This window comes from Bradyrhizobium sp. UFLA06-24, from assembly GCF_054967145.1.
In genome coordinates this window covers 113,150-125,877 of record NZ_JADFUE010000007.1, presented here as the reverse complement: position 1 = coordinate 125,877, position 12,728 = coordinate 113,150, and the positions used below count along the sequence as shown (strand labels likewise).

The following is a 12,728-nucleotide window of genomic DNA, read 5'->3' as shown; positions in this document are numbered from 1 at the left end:
ACCATGGAGGAGGTCAAGCACGAGCTCGTCATCATCCGCCGGCGGAGCGCCTTCGAGGACGAGAAGGCGCACGGTGGCGTCTGGAAGATCGCCTATGCGGACTTCATGACCGCGATGATGGCGTTCTTCCTGGTGATGTGGCTGCTCAACGCGCTCAACCAGGACCAGAAGCAGGTGGTCGCGAGCTACTTCAACCCGATCAAGCTCGCCGAGAACGCGCCCGCGCCGAAGGGCCTGAAGGATCTCACCAAGAAAGAGCCGACGACGTTCGACGGTCAGGACGGCAAGCGTCAGCCGGCGGGGCCGAACGAAGAGCGCCGCGGCGACTCGCCGACGGCTGAGAAGCCGCCCTTCTACGAAGAGAAGGTGTTGTTCCGCGATCCCTACGCGACGCTGGCTGAAATCGCCGCGAGCTCGAACCAGGCATCGGGCCAGCGGCGCGCCGGCGCGCTGACGTCGGTCGAGGAGGACGGCCTCAAGGGCGGTGAAGCCTATCGCGACCCGTTCGATCCCGGTTATTGGAAACTCGCGCCCGAGGCGTCGAAGGAAGCCGACCGCATCATGGACGGCGAGCCGAAGCCTGACGCATCAGCGCGCGACAACCCGGCTGCGACAAATCAAGGCGAGCCGCGCCGCGGCAGGACGGATGATGCCGGCGGCAGCGTGGCTCCCGACGCGCAGGCCTCGTCGACGAGTCTGTCGCCGTTGCTGCCGCCGGGACCGCCACCGTCATCGGCTGCGCGCGATGGCAACACTCAACCGAACCCGCAGCCCCACCTTCAGGCCAATGCAGCACCGCAGGCGCGTGCCACCGATGCGCCGAAGGAAGCCGAGCCGCGCGACACCGCCCAGACCCAGCAGCCCACCGTCAAGCAGCTTCAGTCCGCGATTGCCGACGCGCTGTCGGACATCAAGGCCGGAGCCGGACCGGTGGCCGAGGTTCGCCAGGTGGAGGAGGGTCTGCTGGTGAGCCTGACCGACGATGCAAGCTTCGGCATGTTCGCGGTCGGTTCGGCCGAGCCGCGGCCCGAACTGGTCCGCGTCATCGACAAGATCGGACCGCTGATCGCGAAGCGCCGCGGCGTGATCATCGTGCGCGGTCATACCGACAATCGTCCCTACAAATCGGACAATTACGACAATTGGCGATTGTCCTCGGCGCGCGCGCAGATGGCCTATTACATGCTGGTTCGATCCGGGATCGATGCGCAGCGGATCGAGCATGTCGAGGGTTATGCCGATAGGAGACCGAAACTCCCGAACGATCCGGCGGCCGCGCAGAACCGTCGGATCGAGATCCTGATCCGGGAGAAGCGCCCTTGAAGAGGTCGCTGCTCGGTGCCGCGCTGCTGACGATGTTATCGCTCGTGGCGACACGTGCGGTCGCCGATCCGCCACGGCCGTCCGGCGAGCCGTATGAGCTCGTCCGTGCGCTGCAAGCGGTGCAGGATGGGATAGCAAACGGCGACACCGCCGCGCATGGCAGCCATATCGCGCTGATTCGGCAGATCGGCGAAAAATTCCTCGCCGCCGATCCCGCCGTGTGGAGCATTCCGCAGAACGGCCAGGCAGTCGTGATTTATCTGCTCTCCGGCGGCGCGCCCCAGATCGTCCGCAAGTTGCCGCGCGACAAGATCAATGTCGATGCGCGGCTGTTCGACGGCGCGCTGGCCTATGTCGAAGGCCGGCAAGACGAGGCGAGGGACCTGCTCAAGGACATCAAGCCGCGCACGATCTCGTCCGGCATGGGCGGCCAGGTCGCGCTGGTCCAGGGCGCGCTGTTCGCTCGTTCCGAAGCCTCGCTCGCGATCGAGCGTCTGGACGACGCGCGCCTGCTGTTGCCCGGCACGCTCGTCGAAGAGGCGGCTCTGCGCCGCGAGATCCTGCTGGTCGGGCAGGCCGAGGATTTCGACAAGTTCGAGTTCCTGACGCAGGCCTATATCCGCCACTACCGGAACTCGGTCTATGCCGGCGATTTCTGGCAGCGATTCTCCACGGGCCTGACGCAATCCAGCCTTGCCCTGGACGAACGTCGTTTTGCGCGGATCGCGGCCTTGCTGGAACAGGTCGACCGCGCCAGCCGCCTCAAGCTCTATCTGGTGATCGCGCGCGGCGCTCTGATCCGCGGCAGGCTCACCGTCGTCAGGCTCGCGGGCGAGCGCGCTCTGACGCTCAGCGCCGATGCTGCGGCCGATCGCGAGCGCGCCCATTTTTACCGGGGCGCCTCCCGCGCGCTCACCGACGAGTATGACGGCGGTTTGGCCGAGCTGAAGGCGCTCGACAGATCGAAGCTGGCCGAGCGCGACGTCCAGCTCCTCAACGCAACTCTTCAGCTCGCACTCGACATCCGTAAGCCGATTGCAGCTCCGCCCGCGCTCGCATCGGCCGAAAAACCGCCACCGACGCCGGCGCGGATCGATCTCGCATCATCCGATGCGACGCTCGCGCGCGCCAAGACGCAGCTCGGCGAACTGGAGCTTCTCACGAGGGATCGCCGTCCATGACCAAGCTTAGTGGAACCTCCGGACAGCTTTTCGCAGGCCTCGCCGAATCTCTCGTGCGCGGGGTCTCCCGCTCGGTGAAGGGATCGGCGACGACGGGGGCAAAAACACCCGACGACTCCTCGTTCCACGATCTGCTCCACACTGTCTCGAACATGGCCAAGCGGGCTCTGGACGACCAGAACGGCGACACGACCGCCAAGACCGCTGCTCCGGTGCTTCCGCGCATCGCCCAGCTCACTGGGCGCGACACGCCGAAGGATGAGACCGCGCACGAGCGATCCGGAGAGAGCAAATCGTCGCGCAAGCAGGATCGGATCGATAAATCCGCAAAAGCGGAGGTCCCGAACCGGTCAAACGTTCCTACGATCATGGGGCAGGAGCTCGCCGCCGCGCCGGCCGTGACAATGCAAACGGCCCAGCCGTCAAGCGACAAGAAGGAGACGTCGGCTCGGGACGAGCGGCCCGCTGCAACGAAGCGCGAGGTACAGAGCACGACAAGCACGGCAAAGGCAGATGTCGCGCCATCCGCCACCATGCCGTCGACAGCCGCCCATTCCGCGAGCGATGCATCCGGGCCGCGCCCGCAACCGGCGATGGCCGCTCAGGCCTCGGCGGCCGGCCAGGCGATGCCACAGGAAAGCGACGTCCAGCCGAAAGGCCTACCTATGCCTGACTTCGAAGCCGTCGCGGCGAATGTCGAGCATGCTGCAAAGTCCGCAGGCCGAGACGCGCTGCCCGAGACAACAAAGGTCACGGTGGTTCAGCAGGAGACGCATCTGCCTCCCGTGGCGCAGTTCGGCGCGACCCAGCAGGTCGCAAATGCCGTTGTGTCGGAATTGAAGAGTTCGCCCGCGCCGGCTGCATCCGCCTCGCCCGGTATCATGGGTGCCCAGAGCAATTCGCCGGATCAGCCGCTCAGGATACTCACCGTGAATCTCGAGCCGCCTGATCTCGGCAATGTCACCATGCGCCTTCGTCTCGTCGGCAACGAAGTCTCGGTCCAGCTCGCTGCCGAACGCAAGGATACCAGCACGATGCTGGATCAGCAGCGCGACCAGATCCGCGACCTGATGCAGTCGGCGGGCTATGTGGCCGACGTCGCGCCGGTACAGCACGGCTCGCTCGACGGATTCCAGTCCGGATCCGGCCAGTCGCAGCCGCAGCTCTCGGGCCAGCAACAGCAATCGTCCCAGTCGCAAGGCGCGTTCGGCGGCGCGGGCACGTCGTCCGGTCAGTCCGACGGCGGAGCCAGGCAAGCCCGACAGGAACGGCAGCTTAACCAGGAGGCACGCCATGACCAGGACGTGGCGCCGCACACTCGTCGCGGCCCTGTTTATCTGTAACACCGGCTCCGCCGCAGCCGCGGCGACCGACGTTGCACGCTCCTGCGAGCGAGAGATGGCGCGCGCCTCGCAACAACACGGGATTCCGCTCGGCATTCTCTATGCGGTCGGCCTCACCGAGACCGGGCGGCGCGGCGCGCTCTATCCCTACGCACTCGGGGCCGAAGGACAGACCGTGTTCGCCAAGGACCTGGATGACGCGATGGCGAATTTCGAAGCGATGCGAGCCAGGGGCATCAAGCTGATCGATCTCGGCTGCATGCAGATCAACCACCATTTTCACGGCGACAAGTTCACTTCGGTGCGGGCGATGTTCGATCCGGCCAAGAACGTCGACTACGCCGCGCGTTTCCTCAAGGAGCTTAAGCAGCGCGAGGGCAGCTGGACCATGGCGGTCGCCCGCTACAATGCCGGCCCCAATAACCAGCCGGCGCAGAAGCGCTATGTCTGCCACATCGTCGCGCATCTCGTCTCCAGCGGCTTCGGCGCGTGGACCGATAAGGCACGCTCGTTCTGCCAACCCAAGATGACCTGAATGACCAAGCGGCGCATCAAGTTGTGCATCGTCGCCAACCATCAGCCCCGCGCAAGCAAGACCCCCCATTGTAAATCCAATCTGCCAAAGGAGCCCACTACATGAGCCTGTATGGTGTTATGCGCACCGGCGTTTCCGGGATGAACGCGCAGTCCAACAAGCTGTCGACGGTCTCGGACAACATCGCGAACGTCAACACGGTCGGCTACAAGCGGGCTTCAACGGAGTTCTCCTCCCTGATCCTGAAGAGCGGCTCCGGCAATTACGACTCCGGCGCGGTCGAGACCACGGTCCGCTACGCCATCACCGATCGCGGCAATCTTCAGTTCACGACCTCCGCGACGGACCTTGCGGTCCAGGGCAACGGCTTCTTCGTCGTGCAGGACGCGAACGGCAACAATTTCCTCACCCGCGCGGGCTCGTTCGTGCCTGACAGTAGCGGCAACCTCGTCAATACGGCCGGCTTCCAGTTGATGGGCTACAACATCCAGAACGGCGCCGCACCGAACGTTGCCGCCAACGGCTTCGGCGGGCTCCAGGTCATCAACGTCAACAAGATGGCGCTGCAGGCTTCGCCGTCGACCTTGGCGACCGTGGCCGCCAATCTGGATCCGAGCGCGGCGGTTGTCGCTGCACCGGCCGCTGCAGCTGGCCCGAGCAACTACACCTCGAAGACGTCGATGGTAACCTACGACAATATCGGCAATGCCGTGACGCTCGACGTATATGCCGCAAAGACCGCCGCGAACACCTGGGACATCGAGGTCTACAATGGTGCCACCGCGCTGACGAGCGGCCCCTCTGCCGCGACCACTTTCAAGTTCGACGTGAGCTCGACTGGAAAAGGCAAGCTGGACCTCGTGGGCCCGCCGCCAAGCGCGACCTCGCTCACGGTTGCAATTCCCGGCGGTTCCGGCACGTTCAAGATCGATATGTCGGCCATGACCCAGGTCGCCTCCAGCTTCGATTTCAAGGCGACTGTCGATGGCAATGCGCCGTCTGCCGTCGACAAGGTCAATATCGACAGCAAGGGCGTGGTCACCGCGGTGCTCAAGAACGGCACCACGTTGCCGAGCTTCCAGGTGGCGCTCGCGACCGTGCCGAGCCCGGACCATCTGACGCCCGAGGTCGGCAACGTCTATTCGCCGAACCTGGACTCCGGCAACGTGCAGGTCGGCCTCGCCGGCCAGGGCGGTCTCGGAACCATCCAGTCGGGCGCGCTGGAAGACTCCAACGTCGATCTCGCCAACGAACTGACCTCGATGATCGAGGCGCAGCGCGGCTTCACCGCAAACTCGAAATCGTTCCAGACCGGCGCCGATCTGCTCGACGTCGTCGTCAACCTGAAGCGCTGAGTCCCTCAGCGCGGTTTGCGGGCAAGAGCTCCCCATGTCCCTTACATCTGCCCTCGACTCTGCCCGCTCTTCGCTTATGGCGTCGGGCATCCAGTCCTCGACCATTTCGCGCAACATTGCCGGCGCCAGCACCACCGGCTATTCGCGCAAGATCACCGAGCTGGACAATCTCCCCGGCGCCGGCGTCTATGTGGCGGCGATCCAGCGCGCGGCGTCGTCGGGCCTGTACAGCAACGTCCTGACCGCAACCTCAGCGGCGGCCACGCAGAGCGCGATCTATGACGGTCTCCAGAAGATCGCGTCCGCCACGGTGGACGATCCGCAGCTCGATCAGTCGCCGACGGCCCAGCTCAATGCGCTGAAGCAGGCGTTGCAGCAATATGCCAACGCGCCTGACAACACCACGCTGGCGCAAGCAGCCGTCACGTCCGCCAAGGACATGGCGACAGCGCTCAACCAGGCGACTCAGACCGTGCAGTCGGTCCGCGAAGGCGCGGATGCCGACATGAATATATCGGTCCAGAACATCAATCAGTTGCTCTCCCAGTTCCAGACTGTCAACACGGCGATCGTGAAGGGAACGATCGCTGGCGACGACGTGACCGATTATCTCGATCAGCGCGACAACATCGTCTCGAAGCTGTCGCAGGAAGTCGGCGTCACGATGTCGATCCGCACCAACGGCGATGCCGCGCTCTACACCGACAGCGGCGTGGTCCTGTTCGACAAGACCGCGCGCACCGTGAGCTTCGCCCCGACCACCTCCTATTCGGCGAGCATCACAGGCAACGCGGTCTTCATCGACGGCGTGCCCGTGACCGGCGCCAATTCGGTGATGCCGATCAAGTCCGGTAAGCTGGCCGGTCTCGCCCAACTGCGCGACAAGGATACGGTCACCTATCAGAGCCAGCTCGACGAAGTCGCCCGTGGCCTGATCAACGCTTTCAGGGAAAGCGATCAATCGGGCGCTGCGCTGCCTGATGTTCCCGGCCTCTTCACCTATCCCGGCGCGCCCGCGATGCCGGCGAGCGCCACCGTCTCGGTGGGTCTAGCCGCCACGATCTCGGTTGCCGCATCGGTCGACCCGGCCCAGGGCGGCAACCCCAATCTGCTGCGCGATGGTGCGATCAGCGGCAACGTCGCCTACAAATACAATACGGCCGGCAACGGCGGCTATTCGACGCGGCTTCAGCAGCTCATCAGCAATATGGATGCCTCGCAGCCGTTCGATGCAACGACGCAAGGCAAGCCGAACGGCAGCTTGATCGATTACGCGTCGTCATCGACGAGCTGGATCGAAAATCAACGCAAGACCGCCAACGACAGCTCCCAGTATCAGACGACGCTGCTCAACCGCAGCACGACGGCGCTGTCGAACGTCAGCGGCGTCAACATGGACGACGAGATGTCATTGATGCTCCAGGTCGAGCGGACCTACTCGGCGTCATCCAAGATCATTTCGACCGTCGATCAGATGATGCAGAGCCTGCTGGCCGCCGTGGGGAATTAAGTCATGATGAGCGCAAACTACATTTCCACCCTGATGTTGTCCTCGTCGTTGAGGTATTCCATCACGAACAACCAGGCCGCGCTGAGCAAGGCCTCGACGGAAGCAACCACCGGCCGCTTCGCCGATGTCGGCCTCCAGCTTGGTGCGACCACGGGCGGCGACGTCACCCTGCGGGCAGACCTGAACTTCGCCGACCAACTGGTCGATACCAACGGGCTCGTCGCGGGGCGCCTGGATGTGACCCAGGACCGCATCACCCAGCTCAGCACGACCGCCACGGATTTCCTCAAGGATCTGATCGCTGCCCGCAGCACCGACGGCGGCGGGCGTATCATCCTGCCGCCTGCGTCCTCCAACCTCCAGGATCTGATCGGCGCGCTGAACATCTCGTACAACGGCTCTTATCTGTTCTCGGGCATCAACACGCAGAACCAGCCGATTACGGCTTACACCGCCGGCTCGGCCAGCAAGAACCAGGTCGACAGCGACTTCCTTGCGGCTTTCGGCTTCTCGCAATCCTCGGCAAGCGTGAGCAGCATTACGCCGGCTCAAATGCAGACGTTTCTCAACACCAGCTTCGATGCCGAATTCGCAAGCCCGGCCTGGAACACCAACTGGTCGACGGCGACCGACCAGGTCATGCAAAGCAGGATCTCCACGACCGAGATCGCCGATACGTCCGTCAGTGCCAACCAGATCGGCTTCCGTAAGCTCGCCGAGGCCTACACCATGATGGCCGATCTCGGGAATGCGAACCTGAACCAGTCGACGTTCCAGGTGGTCGTCGACAAGGCCATCGGCCTCGTCGGCAGCGCCATTACGGATCTTGCTGCGCTCGGCGGCAGCGTCGGAACGGTCCAGCAGCGGATCACCACCGCGACCGACAAGCTCAAGACCCAGAAAGACATTCTGAGCAACCAGATCGTCGGCATGGAGAAGGTCGATCCGGCGGAAGCGTCGACGCGGGTCAATGCCTTGCAGACCCAGATCCAAACCGCGCTCGCGCTCACCTCGCAGCTCCAGAAGATCAGCCTGATCAACTATCTCTGAGCCCGGCGACCGTCGCTCCCGATTCAGTTTCCTGCAATATCCTGGCAGAGTTGTCCGCATGACTTTTGAAGCCTATGAGACGGTCGTTGAAGACAGCGGCTACGAGGCGCGAGGGCGCGAGCGCCAGGCGCTCAGCCTCGGCATCGAGCGGTTGGAGCGTCTCCAGAAGGAGCAGCGCTTCAGCATCGAGGACCAGGTCCAGAGCCTGCTCTATGTCCGGCGGCTATGGACCATCTTCATCGAGGATCTCGCTCATCCCGAGAACGGGCTGCCCGAGCAACTGCGCGCTGACATCATCTCCATCGGCCTGTGGGTGGTCAAGGAGACCGATCGTCTGCGTGAAGAACGCTCGAACGACGTCATGCAGCTCGTCGAAATCAACCGCCTGATCCGAGACGCGCTTTAATGAAGATTTCCTTGCGCGCGGGTGAACGAATCTACATCAACGGTGCGGTGCTGCGCGTGGATCGCAAGGTCTCGCTCGAGCTCGTCAACGACGTGATGTTCCTGCTCGAAGGGCAGGTGATGCAGGCTTCCGACGCCACCACGGCGATGCGCCAGCTCTATTTCATCGTCCAGCTCATGCTGATGAACCCGACCGACATCGGCGCCGCCGCTTCGCTCTATGGACAGCATCATGCGGCCCTGCTTGCCGTGTGCGAGAACCGCGAAATGCTAGACGGGCTCGCCGCGATCGACGAGATGGTCGGCGGGACCCGATACTTCGAGGCGCTGAAGCGGATCCGGGCGCTGTTTCCCCTGGAGCAGGCCATCCTGGCCGGCGCCACGGAATCCCCATTCAAGGCGGCCTGACAGCGGAGAGGCACATGAACGTCCCCAGCGCGACCGATACCAGCGGCACCAATCCGGCCGGTTCGACTTCAACCGGCGCGACCTCGATGAGCAAGGGCGTCGACTACAATACCTTCCTCCAGCTCCTCATCGCAGAGATGAAGAACCAGGATCCGACCAATCCGACCGATACCTCGCAATATATGAGCCAGTTCGCCCAGCTCTCGACCGTCGAGCAGGCGATGCAAACCAATACCAAGCTGGATTCGCTATTGTCCTCCCAGTCGTTGTCGCAGGCGGACGGGTTGATCGGGAAGACCGTCAGCTTCACCGACTCGACCGGTGCCACCTTCAGCGGCAAGATCGCCTCGATCTCGATCAACAGCAACGGTTCCGTCGCAACCCTTCAGGACGGTACCAAGGTTGCGGTCGGCCCCGGCCTCACGATCAGCGGCTAGCGATGAACGAGCGGGATGCTCTCGACATCGTCCAGGCCGCGATCTGGACCATTCTCGTCGCCTGCGGACCCGCAGTCGGGGCGGCGATGCTGGTCGGCATCCTCATCGCGCTGATCCAGGCCCTGACCCAGATCCAGGAGGCGACGCTGACCTTCGTTCCGAAGATCATCGTCATTCTCGTCGTCGTGGCCATCTCCGGCTCCTTCATCGGTGCGCATCTCTCCACCTTCACCGAGATGGTCTATTCGCGGATCGAGCACGGGTTCTGATCCGCGGAACCTCCAGCCACCATCCTCGCGTAAGCTTTGGGGGGCAGATTGCGGGGCGGACCCTGCTGCCGGTGACCCATGGCCGATACGTTAGCTGCTAGCCTGCCGAACCCGCGACGCTTCGGCGCGGATGCCTTCTTCGCGGGCGGTATCGTGACCATGCTCACGATCCTGTTCCTGCCGATTCCTCCTGTTCTGATCGACCTCGGTCTCGCCTTCTCGATCGCGCTGTCCGCGCTGATTTTGATGGTTGCGTTGTGGATCCAGCGGCCACTCGACTTCTCCGCTTTTCCCACCGTTCTCCTGATCGCGACGATCCTGCGGCTGGCGCTGAATATCGCGACCACCCGCCTGATCCTGTCGCGCGGCGGAGAGGGTGAGCAGGCTGCCGGCCACGTCGTCGCCGGTTTCTCGAAATTCGTCATGGGCGGCGACTTCGTCATCGGCCTGATCATCTTCGCGATCCTGGTCACGGTGAATTTCGTCGTCATCACCAAGGGCGCGACGCGTATCGCGGAAGTCGGCGCCCGCTTCACCCTGGATGCCATTCCCGGCAAGCAGATGGCGATCGACGCGGATCTATCGGCCGGTCTGATCGACGACAAGGAAGCGCAGCGCCGGCGCCGCGAGCTCGAAGAAGAGAGCGCGTTCTTTGGTGCGATGGACGGTGCATCGAAGTTCGTCCGCGGCGACGCCATCGCCGGCTTGATCATCACTGCGATCAACATTTTCGGCGGCATCATCATCGGCGTCACCCATCATGGGCTGACCTTGTCGCGCGCCGCCGACGTCTACACAAAGCTCTCGGTCGGCGACGGCCTGGTGTCGCAGATGCCGGCGCTGATCGTATCGCTGTCGGCGGGTCTTCTGGTGTCCAAGGGCGGCACCAGGGGCTCGGCCGAGCAGGCCGTGCTGCGCCAGCTCGGCGGCTATCCGCGCGCGGTGTCGGCGGCCTCCTTGATGATGTTCGTGCTGGCGCTGATGCCGGGCCTGCCGATGGCGCCGTTCGTACTATTGGGCGGCGTCATGGCCTTCATCGGCTACTCGCTGCCGAAGCGGCAGGCCGCGGCGAAGCAGAAGGATGACGCGCACAAGGCGGAGGAGCGGGCGCAGAACGAGGCCAAGGAGTCCGTCAAGGAATCGCTCAAGACCGCCGAGATCGAGCTGTCGCTCGGCAGCCATCTGTCGGTCCACCTGCTCGGTTCGCGCAACGAGCTCGCGCACCGCGTCAGCAAGATCCGCAAGAAATTCGCCAAGCAGTACGGTTTCGTCATTCCCGAGATCAAGCTGTCGGACAATCTGTCGATCGACCCCAAGGGCTACCAGATCCGGATCCACGATACCCGCGTCGCCCACGGCGAGCTCAGGATCGGCGAGGTGCTGGTGCTCGTGGACAAGGACGGCAAGCCCGACGTGCCCGGCGATGAGGTGATCGAACCCGCGTTCGGCATGAAAGCGCTGTGGGTGACGGAAGCCTTCACCGAGGAGGTCAAGCGGCAGGGCTGCAAGCCGGTCGACAATCTGTCGGTGCTGCTCACGCATCTGAGCGAAGTGCTCAGGGCAAACCTCTCGCAGCTGCTGTCCTACAAGGACATGCGAGGACTGCTTGACCGGCTCGAGCCCGAGTACAAGCGCCTGGTCGACGACCTCTGCCCATCGCAGATATCCTATTCCGGCTTGCTGGCGATCCTGAAGATCCTGCTTGGCGAGCGTGTGTCGATCCGCAATCTTCATCTGATCCTCGAAGCGATCGCCGAGATTGCACCCCATGTGCGGCGCTCCGAGCAGGTCGCCGAGCATGTGCGGATGCGCCTGGCTCAGCAGATCTGCGGCGACCTCTCCGACAATGGCGTGCTTAATGTCCTTCGTCTCGGCAACCGCTGGGATCTCGCCTTCCACCAGAGCCTCAAGCGCGACGGCAAGGGCGATGTCGTCGAGTTCGACGCCGACCCGCGGCTGATCGAGCAGTTCGCGACCGAGGCGAGCGCCGCGATCCGGAAATTCACCGAGGACGGCACCAGCGTGGTGCTGGCGGTAACACCGGAAGCACGGCCCTATGTCCGCATGATCCTCGAGCGTGTGTTCCCGACATTGCCGATCCTCTCGCATGTCGAGGTCGCCCGCAGCGCCGAGATCAGGGCGCTCGGAGCCATTTCGTGATCAGCGGTCTCACCGACAACGTGCTCGCCACGTTCATCGTGTTCTGCCGCATCGGTGCCTGCCTGATGCTGGTGCCAGGCTATTCTAGCGTGAACGTTCCGCCGCAGATCCGGCTGTTCGTCGCGCTGGTTACGACGTTCGCGCTGACGCCGATCCTGGTCTCAATCCTGAAGCCGCTCGTGGACGACGCTTCGCCACTGACGCTGGCGCTGCTGATCGGCACCGAGTTGCTGGTCGGCAGCGTCATCGGTCTCGGCGGACGTGTGTTCTTCCTCGCGCTCCAGACCATGCTGGCCGTTATGGCGAGCGCGATCGGCCTGAGCAGCATCCCGGGCACGCCGGTGGGTGACACCGATCCGGCCCCGCCCGTGGTCCCGCTCATCATGGCCGCGGTCACCACGCTGTTCTTCCTGACCGACCAGCACTGGCAGGTGCTGCGCGGGTTGATGAACTCGTACGACGTCTGGCACCCCGGAGAGAAGCTGAGCGGCGAAATGGCGCTGAACCAGCTCGTGAACCGGCTCACGGACGCGTTCGTGCTGACGCTGCGGATCACCAGCCCCTTCATCGTCTACTCCATCGTCGTCAATTTTTCGGTCGGTCTCATCAACAAGTTGACGCCGGCGATTCCGGTCTATTTCGTCTCGGTGCCGTTCGTCCTGTTCGGCGGCTTCCTGCTGCTTTATCTCACCAGCGACGAGTTGCTGACGCAGTTCATGCTCGGCCTCTCGTCCTGGCTGGCGGGGTGACCG

At 63.8% G+C, this 12,728-nt stretch carries 13 protein-coding genes; all 13 read left to right on the top strand.

All coding sequences use genetic code 11. The features are described 5' to 3' along the window. Window positions 1-3: 3 nt before the first annotated feature. The 13 genes from IF809_RS08835 to fliR all read left to right on the top strand — a co-directional run bounded on the left by IF809_RS08835 (window position 4) and on the right by fliR (window position 12,725). A complete protein-coding gene (locus IF809_RS08835; RefSeq protein WP_453982232.1) occupies window positions 4-1,323 on the top strand; it encodes a MotB family protein in 1,320 nt (439 codons plus the stop codon). A gap of 32 nt (window positions 1,324-1,355) precedes the next feature. After that, window positions 1,356-2,504 carry a chemotaxis protein gene (locus IF809_RS08830; protein WP_462837418.1) on the top strand — a complete coding sequence of 383 codons (1,149 nt, stop codon included), beginning with the start codon at window positions 1,356-1,358 and terminating at the stop codon, window positions 2,502-2,504. Then, window positions 2,501-3,847: a flagellar hook-length control protein FliK gene (gene fliK / locus IF809_RS08825; RefSeq protein WP_462837390.1), complete on the top strand. Its 1,347-nt coding sequence runs from the start codon at window positions 2,501-2,503 to the stop codon at window positions 3,845-3,847. Before IF809_RS08830 ends, fliK begins: the two co-directional genes overlap by 4 nt. Further along, complete coding sequence (locus IF809_RS08820) at window positions 3,798-4,382, top strand: transglycosylase SLT domain-containing protein (RefSeq protein WP_462837389.1); 585 nt, start codon at window positions 3,798-3,800, stop codon at window positions 4,380-4,382. The genes fliK and IF809_RS08820 overlap by 50 nt, the downstream gene beginning before the upstream one ends. A 101-nt stretch (window positions 4,383-4,483) precedes the next feature. Then, entirely contained in the window at window positions 4,484-5,737 is a 1,254-nt protein-coding gene (locus IF809_RS08815) for a flagellar hook protein FlgE (protein ID WP_128964477.1), read from the top strand. Window positions 5,738-5,771: 34 nt separating this feature from the next. Further along, the gene (gene flgK, locus IF809_RS08810; RefSeq protein WP_462837388.1) at window positions 5,772-7,247 is read left to right on the top strand and encodes a flagellar hook-associated protein FlgK; all 1,476 of its coding nucleotides are present in this window, start codon (window positions 5,772-5,774) and stop codon (window positions 7,245-7,247) included. Between the two features lie 3 nt (window positions 7,248-7,250). Then, entirely contained in the window at window positions 7,251-8,297 is a 1,047-nt protein-coding gene (locus IF809_RS08805) for a flagellar hook-associated family protein (protein WP_453995664.1), read from the top strand. 58 nt (window positions 8,298-8,355) lie between these two features. Next, on the top strand, window positions 8,356-8,703 hold the full coding sequence (flaF, locus tag IF809_RS08800; protein ID WP_453982238.1) for a flagellar biosynthesis regulator FlaF: 348 nt from the start codon (window positions 8,356-8,358) through the stop codon (window positions 8,701-8,703). Then, a complete protein-coding gene (gene flbT, locus IF809_RS08795) occupies window positions 8,703-9,110 on the top strand; it encodes a flagellar biosynthesis repressor FlbT (protein WP_128964481.1) in 408 nt (135 codons plus the stop codon). Before flaF ends, flbT begins: the two co-directional genes overlap by 1 nt. 14 nt (window positions 9,111-9,124) lie before the next feature. Then, a complete protein-coding gene (flgD, locus tag IF809_RS08790; protein WP_462837387.1) occupies window positions 9,125-9,547 on the top strand; it encodes a flagellar hook assembly protein FlgD in 423 nt (140 codons plus the stop codon). 2 nt (window positions 9,548-9,549) lie between these two features. After that, a complete protein-coding gene (gene fliQ, locus IF809_RS08785; RefSeq protein ID WP_128964483.1) occupies window positions 9,550-9,816 on the top strand; it encodes a flagellar biosynthesis protein FliQ in 267 nt (88 codons plus the stop codon). 78 nt (window positions 9,817-9,894) lie between these two features. Then, on the top strand, window positions 9,895-11,976 hold the full coding sequence (flhA, locus tag IF809_RS08780; protein WP_462837386.1) for a flagellar biosynthesis protein FlhA: 2,082 nt from the start codon (window positions 9,895-9,897) through the stop codon (window positions 11,974-11,976). Continuing rightward, complete coding sequence (gene fliR, locus IF809_RS08775) at window positions 11,973-12,725, top strand: flagellar biosynthesis protein FliR (protein ID WP_462837385.1); 753 nt, start codon at window positions 11,973-11,975, stop codon at window positions 12,723-12,725. The genes flhA and fliR overlap by 4 nt, the downstream gene beginning before the upstream one ends. The last annotated feature ends 3 nt before the right edge of the window (window positions 12,726-12,728 follow it).

Coding starts and splice junctions, on each gene's coding strand:
- IF809_RS08805 (WP_453995664.1), top strand. CDS start 7,251: ATGATGAGCGCAAACTACATTTCCACCCTGATGTTGTCCTCGTCGTTG.
- IF809_RS08820 (WP_462837389.1), top strand. CDS start 3,798: ATGACCAGGACGTGGCGCCGCACACTCGTCGCGGCCCTGTTTATCTGT.
- IF809_RS08815 (WP_128964477.1), top strand. CDS start 4,484: ATGAGCCTGTATGGTGTTATGCGCACCGGCGTTTCCGGGATGAACGCG.
- fliK (WP_462837390.1), top strand. CDS start 2,501: ATGACCAAGCTTAGTGGAACCTCCGGACAGCTTTTCGCAGGCCTCGCC.
- flhA (WP_462837386.1), top strand. CDS start 9,895: ATGGCCGATACGTTAGCTGCTAGCCTGCCGAACCCGCGACGCTTCGGC.
- flaF (WP_453982238.1), top strand. CDS start 8,356: ATGACTTTTGAAGCCTATGAGACGGTCGTTGAAGACAGCGGCTACGAG.
- flgD (WP_462837387.1), top strand. CDS start 9,125: ATGAACGTCCCCAGCGCGACCGATACCAGCGGCACCAATCCGGCCGGT.
- IF809_RS08835 (WP_453982232.1), top strand. CDS start 4: ATGGAGGAGGTCAAGCACGAGCTCGTCATCATCCGCCGGCGGAGCGCC.
- fliQ (WP_128964483.1), top strand. CDS start 9,550: ATGAACGAGCGGGATGCTCTCGACATCGTCCAGGCCGCGATCTGGACC.
- flbT (WP_128964481.1), top strand. CDS start 8,703: ATGAAGATTTCCTTGCGCGCGGGTGAACGAATCTACATCAACGGTGCG.
- flgK (WP_462837388.1), top strand. CDS start 5,772: ATGTCCCTTACATCTGCCCTCGACTCTGCCCGCTCTTCGCTTATGGCG.
- IF809_RS08830 (WP_462837418.1), top strand. CDS start 1,356: ATGTTATCGCTCGTGGCGACACGTGCGGTCGCCGATCCGCCACGGCCG.